Here is a 15,288-nt window from a genome sequence, read left to right on the forward strand (position 1 = left end):
AGATGTCAGAATTTACCGCCGAACTGATCGGCACCATGTTTCTTATCCTGTTAGGGAACGGGGTAGTAGCCAACGTAATTTTAACCGGTACCAAGGGCCACAACGGCGGCTGGATAGTAATAACCACGGGATGGGCCCCGGGAGTTTTTGCAGGGGTTGTTATTGCCGGTCCGTACAGCGGCGCGCATTTAAACCCCGCGGTCTCCATCGCGTTAGCAATTGCCGGCCAGTTTGCCCGGGCCAAAGTACCTATGTATATATTGGCGCAATTTGCCGGTGCCATGTTAGGGGCTTTCCTTGTGTTCCTAATGTATCGCGATCATTTTTTACTACCAAAGATCCCGGCACCAAGGCCGCGGTATTTTGTACCTCACCGGCTATTTTAAACCCCTTGTCAAATATTATTAGCGAGGTTATAGGTACTTTTGTACTACTGTTCGTGATATTCTATTTCACTAAGGGCGAGTTAGGCGCAGAAAAAACGCCTATTGGCTTAGGCTCATTAGGCGCGTTACCGGTATCATTATTGGTTTGGGCAATAGGCTTATCATTAGGCGGCACTACCGGCTATGCTATCAACCCGGCACGTGATTTGGGGCCGCGTATTATGCATGCAATCCTGCCCATTCCAGAAAAAGGAAGTAGCGGTTGGCGTTATGCGGGTACCGGTTGTAGGGCCAATTATTGGTTCGGCAGTAGCTGCCGGATTGTATTTATATTTAAAATCATAAAGATCAATGAACAACAAAATTTACAGCATATTACTTAGTGGCGTATGTTTAATGGGATTATTGGCGGTTTCATGCAGCTCATTCAAAACAATGCCTGATAAAAAAAGCTATCCCGCGTTTTTTAAAGTGGGCCATCGCGGTACACGCGGCTTAATGCCCGAGAATACCATAGAAGCCATGATAAAGGGTATTGAAGTAGGCGCTAATATGGTAGAAATGGATGTGCATATCACCAAAGATGGCAAGGTTGTAGTATATCACGATGAATCTTTCAACCCGGCGTACACCTTAATGCCCGATGGTAAAAAAATCTCGGCTGCAGACAGGACTAAATATACCTTTTACCAAATGAATTATGCGGATATAAAGTCTTTCATCATTGGTACCAATCCGGCTTATCCGAAGCAGGAAAATAAGCCAACTTACGCGCCACTGCTTGGCGAAATGATAGATGCTGTAGAAGCTTATACAAAAGCCAAAGGATTACCGGATGTTTATTGGCTGGTAGAGATCAAATCAGCAGAAAAAACAGATGGCTTTGACCAACCAGCGCCCGAGCCATACATGAAACTGGTGATGGATGTGCTAAAACCTAAAAAGCTGGGCAAGCGCCTCGTTATTCAATCATTTGATATGCGTCCGTTGCAGGTAGTACACCGTACAAACCCTGACATAGCGCTTGGCTACTTAACCGGCGATAAAAATTTAAATGTTGGGGCAGATGTGGCTAAACTGGGTTTTGTGCCCATGTTTTATAACCCGGCAGGTACGTTTGTAACGGCAGACATTGTAAAACAATGCCATGAAAAAGGGATGCTGATTGCCCCATGGACAATAAACACCCTAACTGAAATGAAGAAATTTAAAAGTATGGGTGTCGATGGGATCATTACCGATTACCCCAACTATTTTAAGGATTTAGAATAAAATAACAAAGCCTGGCAGATCAACTGCAAGGCTTTGTTATTATAGCATTGCTATTTTTAAAATTGTTTTGTTTTAAAGGCTTTCGCTATAGCAGCCTGTGCCAATGGCTCCATTATTTTGTACCCTTCTAAATTAGGGTGTACACCATCTTTTGATAAGTTAGCAGGCAATCCACGGTTCTCATCAGCCATTGCGGTGAAGTAATCCAGGTAAATAAAATTGTTCTTGTCGCAATATGCTTTTATCATTTCATTTAAAGCTTTCACTTTTTCTTTTGGGTCGATAGTCGGCCTCCATGGGAAAGCTGCTGCCGGGGTAACGGATGATAATACAACTTTAATTTTATTTGCTCTCGCCAGTTCGGCCATTGACATGATGTTACCCATCACGTCTTCCAGTTTCGACGGGCCGTTATTTTCGGCAATATCATTAATGCCCGCAAGTATAACTACCACATCGGGTTTTAGGTTGATCACGTCTTCGCGGAAACGCACCAGCATCTGCCCGGTTGTTTGGCCGCTTATACCGCGATCATAATAATTATTGTTTTTAAAAAATCGCCGTCATTACCTATCCAGAAATCGGTTATCGAGTCGCCCATATACACTACGCGCTTTTCACCTTTTTGCGGTGCAGGCGCTTCGGTGTTAGCCTGCTCATACCTGTGAATGTTTGGCCAATCCTTGTTTTGGGCTGATGCACCTGCCGCTACAAAAAGCATCGGAAGTAAAATTGATTGAATTTTCATGCAGCCAATTTAAATAATAAATCAGCACAAATGCAATGGCCGGGTTAGTAACCATTTTGCTACACCGTGGTCTTCGGTATCAATTTCGCTGGTTATTACATCAATTCCAGCTTCATCATGATATCCGTTTGTATATCATTACCTAACTTAAATTGATGCTGGCTAAATACTACAAAACCATGTCTTTGATAAAATTTTATAGCCTTCGGGTTTCCCTCCCATACACCAAGCCATACATAAGTTTTGTGTCTTTGCTTCGCTATTTTTATACTTTCATTGATCATAAACTCACCAATCTGTTTGCCCCGGGTATCCCTGTAATACATAGATCCGTTCAATTTCAAGGCCTTGTGCCTCCCTCAGTTCGGTTTGGGCATTGCCCGTGTTTATTTTAAAGTAGGCGATAGGCTCACTCTCAATTTTGGCAAAGTAAAATTCAGATTCAGGATTACTTATTTCTGCGGATAGGGATTGCTCTGTAAGATGATCGCTTAAATAAGCATTCATATCCGCAGGGTCGTTTAAATGAGCAAACGCATCTAAAAATGTTTTGCGGCTTAAGTAGTGTAATATCTTAAGATCGGCAGGAGTGACCCTTGTGATAGTAATATTTGTTAGCACTTTACTGTTTTTTTCTTTTTGCTTAAGCTTCCTTTTGCGTGTGCTTTAGCGATATATTCAACAGCAGCAGGCACTTTGCATGATGTTCCATTCTTGTCAACAGTTACTATACCTATTTGGTTAGCCGCCGCTATGGCGTCATCAACTAAGCCTGTAACATACGAACCCGCAGATATAATGAAAATGTTCATTGCAGACCGTACCCTGTCTGGCGATGAATGGATAGTGTTAACCACGCGATCTATTAACTGTTTTAGGCTGTCTAAGCGTAGTTCTTCGTCCGGTTTAAGTGCAACCGGGTTGGACAGTGTAGCCCAGCCAGCAGCAGCTATATGCGTTTGTTCTGCGTCTATCCATTTTAAAGCCATATCAAAACCATACTTACCCTCTGCAGCCACCCAAGGTACAGTGTATTCACTAATATTGTTTGATAACGCCTGTTCAACCCAGGTTTGCAGGTCAGCAGTGGTCATTTGGTTATCATCAGCTATCAATCCCGCAAGATACATGGCATCAGCATTGCCGGTAGCGTACAGGTCCTTAGCTAGCTGGTAGTCTTTTTTAACCTTTTTTTGGATAGGTTTTAAATATTCAACCTTTACGCCAAAAAAGGGCTCTTTAACGCCATGCTTCACCAATATGTTTTTGATCTTATCGTCGCCGCGGGCTTTTAGCTCGGCCATAATTTCATCTACCGTCATACAATACCGTTAAATTATAATTAAAGATAAATACTTAACGGCGTTTTAAAAATTATACCCCATGCCAAATTTTACACCAGTGTGTATCAATTCAAAGTTTGAACCCTGTTGGTTAAATTTAACTATTCCATGGTATTGGAAATAGGGGCTCACGAATACCATGATAGATTTATAACTGTATTTTGCACCTACACCACCTTCAAGGCCCACACCGGATTGTTTTGGCGCTACAGAAACGCCGCTTTTATAATTGGTTTGAAAATCAATATCAAAACCCAAATCAGCAAACAGATATTTAAAAAATGTAAACTTAGCCAGTAGCGGTATGGTTACCAGATTTACCTTATCGTAATAAGTATTAAGGGTGCCCGACGGAAAAGAGGTTTTTTCAATATCGCTTTGCGAATAGGTTAAGCCGGTTTCAATAGAAAAAAACTTTTGAGTTGCCTGATATATCCTAAACCAAATGCCTTTGAAGGTTTAGAATGATAACCAAAATCGCCTATTGCACCATGGATGTTTACATCGCCCGAACCCGGCGCATATATTACAGCTAATGTGTTTTTTGTTTGTGAATAAGTATGCGTGGCAAACAACGCAAGCGCTAAAATGGTAAGTTTAAGTTTCATTAAGTTAAAGTTAGGTGTGTGTGTTTACAAATGTAAAACGTATAATCAGGTTACAAGGCTACATTAAAAATTTAATCATATTATATCCAATTCTACACATACTTAAGATTCTTAGGTGTGATCCACTTTCTGTGATCCACCGCAAAAAATCAATAAATTCGGTAAACTATATAAAATACTTATTTTTAATTATTTATATGTTATTATCTAAAGCTTTACATGCGATCCGGGGTGATTCGCTCAATAAGATAAATGTTTATTTAAGAAGTAGTTATCAGAAAAGTGTGATCCACAAGATCCACTTTTTAAAGTGGATCACTTTCGGTGCAATACCTGCTTATTTGATATAAATGATTAGTTTTAAATCCTGATATCAAATGGAACTTAGAACTGTAAATGTCACCCGTTATGTTACGCCGCTGCGCGAAGGCGGATCTTTACCTGCTATTGCCGAGGCGGACGACGAGTTTTTATATGTGCTCAAATTTCGCGGAGCAGGACAGGGTGTAAAAGCGCTCATAGCCGAGCTGATAGGCGGTGAGTTGGCCCGTGTATTGGGCCTTAAAGTGCCCGAACTGGTATTCGCAAATTTAGACGAAGCATTTGGACGTACCGAAGGTGACGAAGAGATCCGGGACCTGCTGAAAGCAAGTGTAGGCATGAACCTGGCGCTGCATTACCTGTCGGGCGCTATAACGTTTGATCCTGCAGTTACCAAAACCGATCATAAGCTGGCCTCGCAGATTGTATGGCTGGATTGCCTGCTTACCAATGTCGACCGTACGCCGCGTAACACTAATATGCTGATATGGCATAAAGAGCTATGGCTGATAGACCATGGCGCCGCGTTGTATTTCCACCATTCATGGGATAACTGGAAGGAGCAGGCCGTGCGCCCGTTTGTACAGGTGAAGGATCACGTATTGTTAATGGGGGCAACTGAGTTAGCAGTGGTTGATGCGGAGTTTAAAGCGATCCTGAATGAACAGGTTATCCGCGAGATAGCAGCGCTAATTCCTGATGAGTGGCTGGCCGAAGAGGCTGATGAAGCAGCCGAACGAAGAGAAGTATACATACAATTCTTATTGCTGCGGATAGCGGCATCGGATATATTTATAAAAGAAGCAAACCATGCCAGGGAAACACGTTTTTGAGTACGCCGTAATCCGCGTTGTACCAAGGGTAGAGCGTGAAGAGTTTATGAATGTAGGGGTGGTGCTGTTCTGCAAGAAACTTAACTTCCTGCAAGCCATCATCACGGTTAACGAAGCTAAGATCTGTTGCTTTACCAATCCTGACGAAGCTGTACAAATCAAAGCTAATCTGCATGCATTTGAACAGATCTGTAAAGGCAGCGCTGAAGGCGGGCCCATTGCATTACTGGACGAAGCCTCGCGTTTCCGTTGGCTTACAGCTACCCGCAGTACGGTTGTACAGGCATCCAAAGTACACCCCGGACTGACTGATGATCCGCAGCAAACATTAGAGAAGCTGCACGCGCAACTGGTGTTGTAAATATTAGTCGGCTACCTTAATTTTTACTACCAGTTTCTTAACTGTATCATAACCATCAACATGTATGCTTGGGCGATGTGAGTCCAGCGGAAAGAGTATCAGCATGGTATTAGGATCTGCAACATAATAATTACCCTTGGTGGCTGGGTCGTAATTAGCTACGTCTTTAGCTGCATCGTAAGGATTGTTTACAGTTGCAGTAGTAGGGTTCATTACCCCAATGCGTTCCTTCCCGCGGATCATCAGGTGCACATCAAGATACTTGCGGTGTGCTTCCCAGCCGGTTTTATCATAATCCTTTGTCGGGCCCTCGCTTACCGTTACAAATACGTTATCGCCATCTATTACATGTTTCCCGACGGATAGCGTATCTAATTGCGTCGTCCTTAAAAAAGCAAATGCTTTATCCCAATAGGCCTGGTTAGCTTTATATTGCTTTGCAAATTCGGCGTTATTAAGGCCGGCGTACATGTTTAGCGTCAGGCCATTGCGCCATTCGCCATTTTTAACCCAGGCTTTGGCGTCGCTCTCGCTCATTTGGGCAGATGCAGCCGTACTGATAAAACATATAATAGCCAAAAAGGCAATTTTATAAACAGATACTTTGTTCATGATGATAATTTAGTGCCCTTGAAAGATAGGGTAACCGGTTTAATATTCAATAATACAAGTATTTGCTTAATTCTGCATCGATTGCATAAAAATATAATCGCGATAGCTTGTAATTGATTGATAAATTGTAAAATTGCTATTCGTAACCAAAATCTAAATTGTATTGAAATCTATCTATAGCGTCCATCCCGAAGACTTTAAGTCTTATCAAACCGCAGCTATCCGCGAACGCTTTTTGTTGGATGGAATAGTAAAGCCCGATGAAGTTAATTGTGTTTACACACACTATGACCGTATGATCGTGGGTGCTGCCAACCCGGTTAACAAACAGCTGGAGCTGGAAAATTATCCCAACCTAAAAGCCGACTACTTTCTGCAACGCCGCGAGATCGGTATCATCAACGTAGCCGGGGATGGTGAAGTTATAGCCGATGGCCAAACCTATACGGTAAACAAACTGGACTGCCTGTATATTGGTAAAGGCATAAAAAGCATAAAATTTTCAAGCAGGGACAGCGCGAAACCTGCTGTGTTTTACCTGCTGTCATGCCCGGCCCATACTAATTATCCAACCACTTTATTAACTAACGATAAGGCTGTAAAGGTAAATGCAGGGGATGCATCAACTGCTAATCGCCGGACTATTAATAAATACATCCATGCTGAGGGCATTCAAAGCTGCCAGTTGGTTATGGGACTAACAATTTTAAGCGATGGCAGCGTATGGAACACCATGCCTGCACATGTGCACGACCGGCGAATGGAGGCCTATTTCTATTTTGATGTACCGGAAGGGCAGCGGGTATTTCATTATATGGGCGAAGGACAGGAAACCCGCCATATTATCATAGGCAACCATGAAGCAGTGGTATCACCACCATGGAGCATACATTCTGGCAGCGGTACGGCCAGCTATAGTTTTATATGGGGTATGGCAGGCGAGAATCTTGATTATACCGATATGGACGTTTTAAACATCACAGACATTAAATAGATAAACAGATACAAAGTGGAAAATAAATTCTCGTTAAAAGGTAAAGTAATTGTAGTTACAGGCGGCACAGGCATATTAGGCAAAGCATTTGTAGAAGGTATAGCTGATGCCGGCGGTACAGTAGGTATACTTGGTCGTAATCAACAGGTTGCCGAAGAAAGGGCGGCCGCAATTAATGCAAACGGCGGCCAAGCCATAGCGCTTATAGCCGACGCGTTAGATGAAGCAGCGTTAGTGGCAGCAAAAGATAAAGTGTTAGCCACCTATGGCCGTATTGATGGCCTGGTAAACGCGGCGGGCGGCAATATGCCCGAAGGTGTTTTATTACCAGATCAGGATATTTTTAGCATGAACCTGGCAGGGATGAAAAAAGTGGCCGATCTTAATCTCTGGGGAACAGTTATCCCTACACAAATATTTGGTGAAGCTATTGTTAAAACTGCAGGTAAAGGCAGTATAGTAAATATATCATCCATGAACTCCAAGAGCGCCGTAACGCGCGTGTTGGGCTATAACATGGGTAAGGCAGCTATGGATTGCTATAACCAATGGTTTGCGGTTGAATTAGCTAACCGTTATGGCGATGCCATCCGTATGAATGCGTTGGCACCCGGCTTTTTCCTGACTGAACAGAACCGTAACCTGTTAACCAAGCCTGATGGGGGATATACGGACAGGGGAGAACGCGTTATCCGCAACACGCCATTTAAACGTTTTGGTAACCCCGACGAGTTGATCGGTGCGTTGGTATGGTTGCTAAGCGATGCATCTGCATTTGTAACCGGCTCAATGATTTGCGTTGATGGTGGATTTTCTGTTTTTAGTGGTGTATAAGTACCAGTAATTAATTTTATATCCTATATTGTACCCGGCTAATCCGGCCTTATAACCAATTATGAAAGAAACGCCTAAGGGAAACTATCGGTGGGTGATATGCTCGCTCATTTTTTTGCCACTACTATTAATTACCCGGACAGGGCTGTAATAAGCCTGTTAAAATCAAACCTTTCTGACGAATTTAAATGGAGCGATGGCGATTATTCAAACATCGAGATCGCTTTTAAAATTGCTTACGCGTTAGGGCTTTTAGGCGCTGGTAGGGTTATTGATAAAGTGGGCTCAAAGGCAGGTTATTTTCTTGCAACCTTATTCTGGAGTTTATCCGCAGTAGCACATGCATTTGTAACCGGTACGTTAGGATTTATTGGTGTCCGATCGGCTTTAGGTATAAGTGAGGGCGGTAACTTTCCGGCAGCCATAAAAGCTACAGCAGAGTGGTTCCCCAAAAAAGAAAGAGCCTTTGCCACAGGTATATTTAACTCGGGTACTAACATAGGGGCCATAGTTGCGCCTTTAACTGTTCCATTTATAGCAGCTGCCCGGGGATGGAAGTGGGCATTTATTATTACCGGTGCTACAGGATTTATCTGGTTGGTTTTTTGGTATATTTTTTATCAAAGCCCGGCAAAACACAAATTTATAAGCAAAGACGAATTAGATTATATTAACAGCGACGACGCTGCTGAGGATATCCCCGTTGTTGAACAAAAGAGAATATCGTGGGGTAAGCTGCTTCAGTACCGTCAAACTTGGGCATTTATTATCGGTAAATTCCTCACCGATCCAATATGGTGGTTTTACCTGTTTTGGTTGCCCGATTTTTGGAACGCCAATATGGATTAAAAGGCACAGGTATTGCCTTGCCTGTAGCGGCAGTTTATACCATAGCTACTTTTGGTAGTGTTTATGGCGGCTGGTTACCAATGAATTTGATTAAAAACAACTGGCCGGTTTTTAAAGCACGTAAAACATCCATGTTTATTTACGCCTTATGTGTTATACCGATAGTATTTGTACAAATAGCCGGTGGTATTAATATGTGGTATGCGGTTATTGTAATAGGTATAGCGGCGTCTGCACACCAGGCATGGAGCGCTAATATTTTCACTACGGTGTCTGATATGTTCCCGAAAAACTCTGTTGGTTCTGTTACCGGTATCGGCGGTATGTTTGGAGCTTTAGGAGGTGTGTTATTTTCATGGCTGGTTCAGAAGAAGCTATTTGCTTATTACGGGCCAAAAGGGATAGATAAAATTGAAGTTGCTTACTATATAATGTTCTTCGTTTGTGGTAGTGCATATCTATTGGCATGGTTTATCATGCATTTGCTTACCAGGAAAATGAAAGCCGTAGAATTAAATTAACAAAATTAGGTTTCTAACATTTTTAATTAACTTTACAGTATAGCGCCAACGGCGCTATGCCAGTTTATAAGCCAATCGTAACAACTACCAATTTACTATGAACAGATTTCTTGTTTGCGCATTTGTTATTGTATTTAAAATGGTGCCTTATAGTTACGCGCAAACAGTAACGCTTGATACTTATTTTAACCACGAAACACGTAAAACCAAAACGGGAACCGAGCGCTTCCATTATTTATGGAACGATGAAAAGGATAGCGGCTTCAGTAAATGGGGTGGTTGGTTTAAAGACAGCGGTTTTAGCCTTGATACCTTGGGCGAAGCGCCTACCTTAGCCAAACTGCGCAACAGCAGTGTCTATATTATTGTTGATCCTGATACAAAAAAAGAAACTTCCAATCCAAATTATATAAACGAAAACGACGCAGCACAAATAGCCCTTTGGGTAAAGGCAGGTGGGGTATTGGTAATGATGGCTAATGATAGCGCCAATGTTGAGCTACCACACTTTAATATACTGGCCGCGAAGTTTGGCCTGCATTTTAATAATGACCTCCCCAACCATGTAATTGATGATAAACATTTTAAAGATGGCGAAGCATCATGGGTTGACAAAAAGATTTTTCCATCAAGTCCCAAAGTATTTTTAAAGGATGTAAGCAGCATCAGCTTAAATAATCCCGATGCTAAAGCAGTAATAAAATCAGCCGATGGTGCATCGGTAATTGCCGCAATTACCAAATATGGCAAAGGTATCGTATTTGCCGTTGGCGATCCATGGCTATATAATGAGTACGTAAACGGCAGGTTGCCGGCTATTTATCAGAACGATATGGCCGCTATGGACCTGACCCAATGGCTGAAAAATCAAGTAAAAAGATAACCAATACATAAACTTAAATTAAAAACATGAAATTAAAATTTATCACCGGTGCACTGCCCGCATTGCTTTTATTGGCAGCTTGTCATTCATCAACAACAATTACCACAACCGATAGTGCTAAAACTGATTCTGTGGCCACTGCTGACACGAGCCTTAAAGCCGCTAAATTCTATGTGCTAAAAAATAAAAACGGCTTAAAAGCGATCTTTACCAATTACGGAGGCCGTTTGGTAAGCTTATTTGTACCAGGTTTAAAAGATACTTTAACAGATGTTGTAGTAGGCTTTAAATCTGCCGAAGAATATAAAAAATCTACCGAACCATATTTTGGCGCAACTATAGGCCGTTATGGTAACCGCATTGCTAAAGGCAAATTTATGTTAGATGGTAAACAGGTTACCCTCACCATTAATAATGGCCCTAATACGTTGCATGGTGGTAAAGCAGGCTTTCAATATGTAATGTTTGATGCTGTACAAAAAGGCGATAATGGATTAGAATTAACGTACCTGTCAAAAGATATGGAAGGTGGTTTCCCGGCAATGCTAAGGTTAAGGTTACTTATACCCTGAATGACGATAATGAACTGCATATGGATTACGAGGCTACTACCGATAAAACTACAGTAATGAACCTTACCAACCACGCGTTCTTTAATTTAAACGGCGAAGGTAGTGGTACCATCCTTAATCATATTGTACAGATCAATGCAGATAAATACACACCGGTTGATTCTACTTTGATACCGACAGGAAAATTAGAACCGGTTGCAGGTACGCCATTTGATTTTAATAAGCCCACTACCATTGGCGCACGTATCAATGTTAAAAACGAGCAACTTAAAAACGGTTCTGGTTATGACCATAATTATGTACTAAAAAGTGCAGGTGCCGGTAAGTTTAATCACGCTGCAACCGTTATTGGCGATAAAAGCGGTGTAGTAATGGATATCTATACCCGGGAGCCGGGTTTGCAATTTTACAGCGGTAACTTTATGCAAAGCAAAAATACTTTTAAAGGTGGTAGCAAAGATGATTTCAGAACTGCGTTTGCTATGGAAACCCAACACTTCCCTGATTCACCAAATCAACCATCGTTCCCTACAACAACTTTAAAACCGGGCGAGACTTATAAAACATCATCATATTATAAATTCTCTCAGATAAAAAAATAGTAGGATTATTCAATAATAAGAAAGCCTTGCTAATATTAGCAAGGCTTTCTTATTATTATGTTTTATGTGTTAGTTGTAGATGAAGCTACCGTCGCCTCTCCGCTGCATGTTTTTACCGTTACGTTGTGGCCTGCCGCTCCATTTTTGAAGGTTAAGGCGCACACCAACCATAAAGTACCTGCTTGATGTGTTTGAAAGCGTATTAGTTATACCACCATCCTCTGCAACATCCCTGCGGATAAAGCTGTTTTGATAAAGTAAGTCATACACATCAAACGTTACCACAAGATTTCTTTTCTCCAAAAACTCTTTCTGGAAGCCCATATTTACGATGAATGGATTAGTTGCGCCTACTATGCCCGAAACAAAGTTCTTAGAAGCGTTGTAGTTTATCTGATACGTTTTCAAAAAATACATTTTACCATTAATAGCCAAACTGGTGGTTGTATATTGTGATGCTATTGCCGAACGTGAAGTAGCGAAAGACCTGGTTAAATTGTAGCCGATGTAAGGATTTACCTCAATATTATCATTAGGGTTTATACGCGGCCCAAAACGAGTGTCAAAATTCCACCTGGTGGTGTGGTATAATATGTTATTGCTCATAGCAGTATTATAAGCGTAATTAATACCCCCGTTTAATGAGATATTGTAACGGCGGTCATCCAACTGTTTTGAGAAACTGTAACCACCACCATAGGAGTGCGAACCGCCCGGGTTTATAAAATTTGTTTGGTTGATGTTCTGGTCACTGCTGGTTTTGCAGGCGAGCCGGGATCAGTACCTGACGGCGGAACGGCAGGGACAGCAGGGGTTGTTACACGAATGTTGATGTTGTTTGTAGTTATTTTATTATCGTAGAAGTTAGCATAAGCGCTAAGTGATACATTAAACACGGAGTTAGCTATATAATTATTGTAATTAGAATTTATAGAATGATTAAAACCGGGGTTAAGATCCGGATTACCCACAACTATATTGTTAGGATTTGACCGGTCTGTAAATGGTTGTATTTGCTGGAACTGTGGATCGACGTTTCCTCCATTATAGTTTAATTGAAAGCGTTGTGTTCTCGTCCATTGATAAGCGAAACGAAACGCAGGTACCACTCTAAACGTAGATCGGGAAGATGCTTCATTTTGCCCGGTGGTAACGTTAAGTTTAGTACCTGACAAGTTATACTCAATAGCTGTTACCCCCAATGATAAGGTTACTTTTTTACCATCGTAACGGTAGTTACCTGTATAACGTCCCTGGGTGGTGGTGAAACCGTAAACATTACTCAAATCGTTGCGTAAAGCCAATTGTTTGGTTATGGGGTCTATCTCATATTGCAATGCCTCGGCATTGTTATCAGATTTGTTTAAGTCTGCCGTGAAATCCAATAATGACAATTCTCCTAATGGTTCAGTATAAGTGACCCTCCCCGAGTATGACCTGTTATGATTATTTCTTTCAGTTAACACATTTATTGTCGAGTCGCGTATGAAATTATTTCGGGTGCTGTCAGCATAAAATTTATACAATCTGTTCGAGCCTCCATTTGCCTTTGAGGTTGAGTTTGAGAAATTGAACGACGAAGATATGTTGCGCTTAGGTTTCATAAACTTATGCAGGAAGAAAACATTAAGGTTATAGCTGTTATTTTCGTTATAAGTAGAACTGGAACCATTGCTTATCTGGTGCTGAAATAGTGAGTTTCCTAAAGTGTCTCTGAAATCGTCTGTTTGGTCCCGACCGAATGTCCTTGCATTATTTGAATGTGACTTACTAAATGATGGTGTAATCTGCAAAAAGTTATTCTTCGCGCTATCCAAGTCCATTTTTATTTGGAAATGGCCATTATATCCCCGGCTGCTATTATTGGCGCTACCTTGCTCATCAAAATATCTTACACCCAAAGTCGTTGGATCATTACCCCATTGGTGGTTTATGGAGTTGTTATTGCTAAAATCGTACGCTAAATGGCTGTTTACCTCTACTTTTTTACTCCACTGATCGGTATAACCTATTTCTGGCCTACCAGACATAGTTGTACCCGGATTGCCACCACCAATACCATCAACCGTGTTCTTGATATTACCGTTAACGCTAAAAACCTGGTTTGCATTAATTCGCGTTCCGGATAAACCAAAGTTATAACGGTCGTTATTACCGGCTTGTGCAACAAGGCGCCCTTGTGTACCAACAGAACGATCTGGCTTGGTGGTAATGTTTAGCACCTTTTGCGGCAAACCTGTTTTAATCCCGGTACGTGCGGCCTGATCGCCATAGTCGTCTACTATTTGTATTTTCTCAACAATGTCTGCAGGTAGGGTTTTTAATGCTTGAGCCACACTACCGCTGTTAAAAGTTTTACCGTTTAACTTAGCTTGTACCACGTTTTCGCCACTGGTGAACTAATGAACCGTCAGTACCAACTTCCATGCCTTCCATTTTTTGATCAGTTCATCAAGCGTAGCGTTGGCACGTACTTTATAATCAGCTGCACGATATTCAACCGTATCCGTTTTATACGTTACGCTGGGCGTACCGTTAATAGTAACCTCGTTAAGTTGATTAGTGGCAGGTTTTAAAGTAATGGGCTCTAAAATAATTTTTTTGACTGGTCGTTATTTAAATACTTTTTAATAAAAGGTTCAGATCAAGGTAAGTAACGGTGACGTTAAAAACTGCTTTTTTACATTCTTTATTACGAAAATGCCATCCTCGTTAGTAGCCGTTCTGATGGTATCAACAGTAGATTTTAACGTTACTAATGCACCTATAACAGTTTCGCCTTTGTCGTCTTTAACAATACCACTTACTTCGCGAAATGGCAACGGCGGTTGTACTAAAGGCACGGGTTTTTGTTGAGCCGACAGTTTAAGGGTTAGAGATATTAATAATATAGCAAATAAAAGTTTTTTCATATTAGAGTGTAGGTATTTTTAAGGGTATTAAGGGGCATGTTATTTTTAGCTAAAGTATATTTAGCCCAAAAATCTGTAGGCGCTATAAGGTCCTGAAAATCAATATTAGTTCCGCGTCCACCACCGCCGCGATTTCCACCGCCACGTCCTCCACGGCCGCCGCCACCAAATCCACCACCGGTAGGGGCAGGTATGCCGTTAAGCATTATCTGGTAAGCAAATTCTTTTGGGTCGGCAGCCGACAGGCCTAAAGCTTTAAGCGGGATAGCCATTTCGCAGGTCATCATTCCTTGCTCATCATACCCAACAAGGGCTTTGATGCTATATTCGTTGTAAATAGATATTAAGGTATCTGTGATTTCTTTAAAGCCTAATACTTTAATTTCTTTGGCTGCCGCTATAAATTGTTTATGCGCCTCTTCAGTCATCGCTTTAATTGCCGAATCTGATAGGTTGGTGTTGTTCCGGTTGCCACCAATGCCAAACCCGCCTCTTCTGCCACCGCCACCGCGTCCGCTACGGTTAACAACTGGGTAGGTTACGCTAAATGCATCCTTTTCACTTTTTTATCAGCAGTATTTATATTTAAGGTTATGCCACCTGCTGCAATTTTTGCACTGTTGGTTGCATCGCCCGA

20 protein-coding genes and 2 pseudogenes are annotated in these 15,288 nt (G+C 41.7%); 10 read left to right on the forward strand and 12 right to left on the reverse strand.

The window, feature by feature from the left end; all coding sequences use genetic code 11:
- Positions 1 to 2: 2 nt before the first annotated feature.
- Positions 3 to 731, forward strand: a pseudogene (locus HK413_RS04885) (MIP/aquaporin family protein).
- 90 nt (positions 732 to 821) lie between these two features.
- Positions 822 to 1,658 carry a glycerophosphodiester phosphodiesterase family protein gene (locus tag HK413_RS04890; protein WP_175269344.1) on the forward strand — a complete coding sequence of 279 codons (837 nt, stop codon included), beginning with the start codon at positions 822 to 824 and terminating at the stop codon, positions 1,656 to 1,658.
- Positions 1,659 to 1,714: 56 nt separating this feature from the next.
- On the opposite strand, the gene HK413_RS14895 is transcribed toward HK413_RS04890, so the two are convergent.
- The 7 genes from HK413_RS14895 to HK413_RS04920 form a co-directional block, all read right to left on the reverse strand.
- The gene (locus tag HK413_RS14895) at positions 1,715 to 2,158 is read right to left on the reverse strand and encodes a GDSL-type esterase/lipase family protein (protein WP_217452082.1); all 444 of its coding nucleotides are present in this window, start codon (positions 2,156 to 2,158) and stop codon (positions 1,715 to 1,717) included.
- A gap of 20 nt (positions 2,159 to 2,178) precedes the next feature.
- A complete protein-coding gene (locus tag HK413_RS14900) occupies positions 2,179 to 2,406 on the reverse strand; it encodes a hypothetical protein (RefSeq protein WP_217452083.1) in 228 nt (75 codons plus the stop codon).
- A gap of 95 nt (positions 2,407 to 2,501) precedes the next feature.
- Complete coding sequence (locus HK413_RS04900) at positions 2,502 to 2,690, reverse strand: GNAT family N-acetyltransferase (RefSeq protein ID WP_175269345.1); 189 nt, start codon at positions 2,688 to 2,690, stop codon at positions 2,502 to 2,504.
- A gap of 4 nt (positions 2,691 to 2,694) precedes the next feature.
- The gene (locus HK413_RS04905) at positions 2,695 to 3,027 is read right to left on the reverse strand and encodes a hypothetical protein (RefSeq protein WP_175269346.1); all 333 of its coding nucleotides are present in this window, start codon (positions 3,025 to 3,027) and stop codon (positions 2,695 to 2,697) included.
- On the reverse strand, positions 3,021 to 3,728 hold the full coding sequence (locus HK413_RS04910; protein ID WP_175269347.1) for a DNA alkylation repair protein: 708 nt from the start codon (positions 3,726 to 3,728) through the stop codon (positions 3,021 to 3,023). Before HK413_RS04910 ends, HK413_RS04905 begins: the two co-directional genes overlap by 7 nt.
- 45 nt (positions 3,729 to 3,773) lie before the next feature.
- Complete coding sequence (locus tag HK413_RS04915) at positions 3,774 to 4,007, reverse strand: hypothetical protein (RefSeq protein WP_175269348.1); 234 nt, start codon at positions 4,005 to 4,007, stop codon at positions 3,774 to 3,776.
- 131 nt (positions 4,008 to 4,138) lie between these two features.
- Entirely contained in the window at positions 4,139 to 4,357 is a 219-nt protein-coding gene (locus HK413_RS04920; RefSeq protein WP_175269349.1) for a hypothetical protein, read from the reverse strand.
- A 377-nt stretch (positions 4,358 to 4,734) separates the two neighbouring features.
- Between HK413_RS04920 and HK413_RS04925 the strand changes: the two genes are divergently transcribed.
- Both HK413_RS04925 and HK413_RS04930 read left to right on the forward strand, forming a co-directional pair.
- Positions 4,735 to 5,511: a HipA family kinase gene (locus tag HK413_RS04925; RefSeq protein ID WP_175269350.1), complete on the forward strand. Its 777-nt coding sequence runs from the start codon at positions 4,735 to 4,737 to the stop codon at positions 5,509 to 5,511.
- A complete protein-coding gene (locus tag HK413_RS04930; RefSeq protein ID WP_175269351.1) occupies positions 5,489 to 5,872 on the forward strand; it encodes a DUF3037 domain-containing protein in 384 nt (127 codons plus the stop codon). Before HK413_RS04925 ends, HK413_RS04930 begins: the two co-directional genes overlap by 23 nt.
- A 3-nt stretch (positions 5,873 to 5,875) precedes the next feature.
- Here the strand turns inward: HK413_RS04930 and HK413_RS04935 are convergent, their stop codons facing one another.
- On the reverse strand, positions 5,876 to 6,484 hold the full coding sequence (locus HK413_RS04935) for a YhcH/YjgK/YiaL family protein (RefSeq protein WP_175269352.1): 609 nt from the start codon (positions 6,482 to 6,484) through the stop codon (positions 5,876 to 5,878).
- Between the two features lie 163 nt (positions 6,485 to 6,647).
- On the opposite strand from HK413_RS04935, the gene kduI reads away from it, so the two are divergent.
- The 6 genes and pseudogenes from kduI to HK413_RS04960 all read left to right on the forward strand — a co-directional run bounded on the left by kduI (position 6,648) and on the right by HK413_RS04960 (position 11,739).
- Entirely contained in the window at positions 6,648 to 7,478 is an 831-nt protein-coding gene (gene kduI, locus HK413_RS04940) for a 5-dehydro-4-deoxy-D-glucuronate isomerase (RefSeq protein WP_175269353.1), read from the forward strand.
- Positions 7,479 to 7,493: 15 nt separating this feature from the next.
- Positions 7,494 to 8,312: an SDR family oxidoreductase gene (locus HK413_RS04945; protein WP_175269354.1), complete on the forward strand. Its 819-nt coding sequence runs from the start codon at positions 7,494 to 7,496 to the stop codon at positions 8,310 to 8,312.
- A gap of 99 nt (positions 8,313 to 8,411) precedes the next feature.
- Entirely contained in the window at positions 8,412 to 9,161 is a 750-nt protein-coding gene (locus tag HK413_RS16795; RefSeq protein WP_246229806.1) for an MFS transporter, read from the forward strand.
- Positions 9,140 to 9,682 (forward strand): MFS transporter, encoded by a 543-nt coding sequence (locus tag HK413_RS16800; protein ID WP_246229808.1) that lies wholly within the window; start codon positions 9,140 to 9,142, stop codon positions 9,680 to 9,682. Before HK413_RS16795 ends, HK413_RS16800 begins: the two co-directional genes overlap by 22 nt.
- Before the next feature lie 97 nt (positions 9,683 to 9,779).
- Positions 9,780 to 10,565 carry a hypothetical protein gene (locus HK413_RS04955; protein WP_175269355.1) on the forward strand — a complete coding sequence of 262 codons (786 nt, stop codon included), beginning with the start codon at positions 9,780 to 9,782 and terminating at the stop codon, positions 10,563 to 10,565.
- Between the two features lie 26 nt (positions 10,566 to 10,591).
- Positions 10,592 to 11,739, forward strand: a pseudogene (locus HK413_RS04960) (aldose epimerase family protein).
- Between the two features lie 69 nt (positions 11,740 to 11,808).
- Here HK413_RS04960 and HK413_RS04965 read toward each other — a convergent pair.
- The 4 genes from HK413_RS04965 to HK413_RS04980 all read right to left on the reverse strand — a co-directional run bounded on the left by HK413_RS04965 (position 11,809) and on the right by HK413_RS04980 (position 15,079).
- Positions 11,809 to 12,408, reverse strand: coding sequence for a hypothetical protein (locus HK413_RS04965; protein ID WP_217452084.1), 600 nt, complete (start codon positions 12,406 to 12,408; stop codon positions 11,809 to 11,811).
- A gap of 50 nt (positions 12,409 to 12,458) precedes the next feature.
- On the reverse strand, positions 12,459 to 14,120 hold the full coding sequence (locus tag HK413_RS20765; RefSeq protein WP_175269357.1) for an outer membrane beta-barrel protein: 1,662 nt from the start codon (positions 14,118 to 14,120) through the stop codon (positions 12,459 to 12,461).
- Positions 14,121 to 14,378: 258 nt separating this feature from the next.
- Entirely contained in the window at positions 14,379 to 14,651 is a 273-nt protein-coding gene (locus HK413_RS04975; RefSeq protein WP_175269358.1) for a carboxypeptidase-like regulatory domain-containing protein, read from the reverse strand.
- Complete coding sequence (locus HK413_RS04980; protein ID WP_175269359.1) at positions 14,648 to 15,079, reverse strand: hypothetical protein; 432 nt, start codon at positions 15,077 to 15,079, stop codon at positions 14,648 to 14,650. The genes HK413_RS04975 and HK413_RS04980 overlap by 4 nt, the downstream gene beginning before the upstream one ends.
- Positions 15,080 to 15,288 lie beyond the last annotated feature (209 nt).

This window comes from Mucilaginibacter humi, from assembly GCF_013087555.1.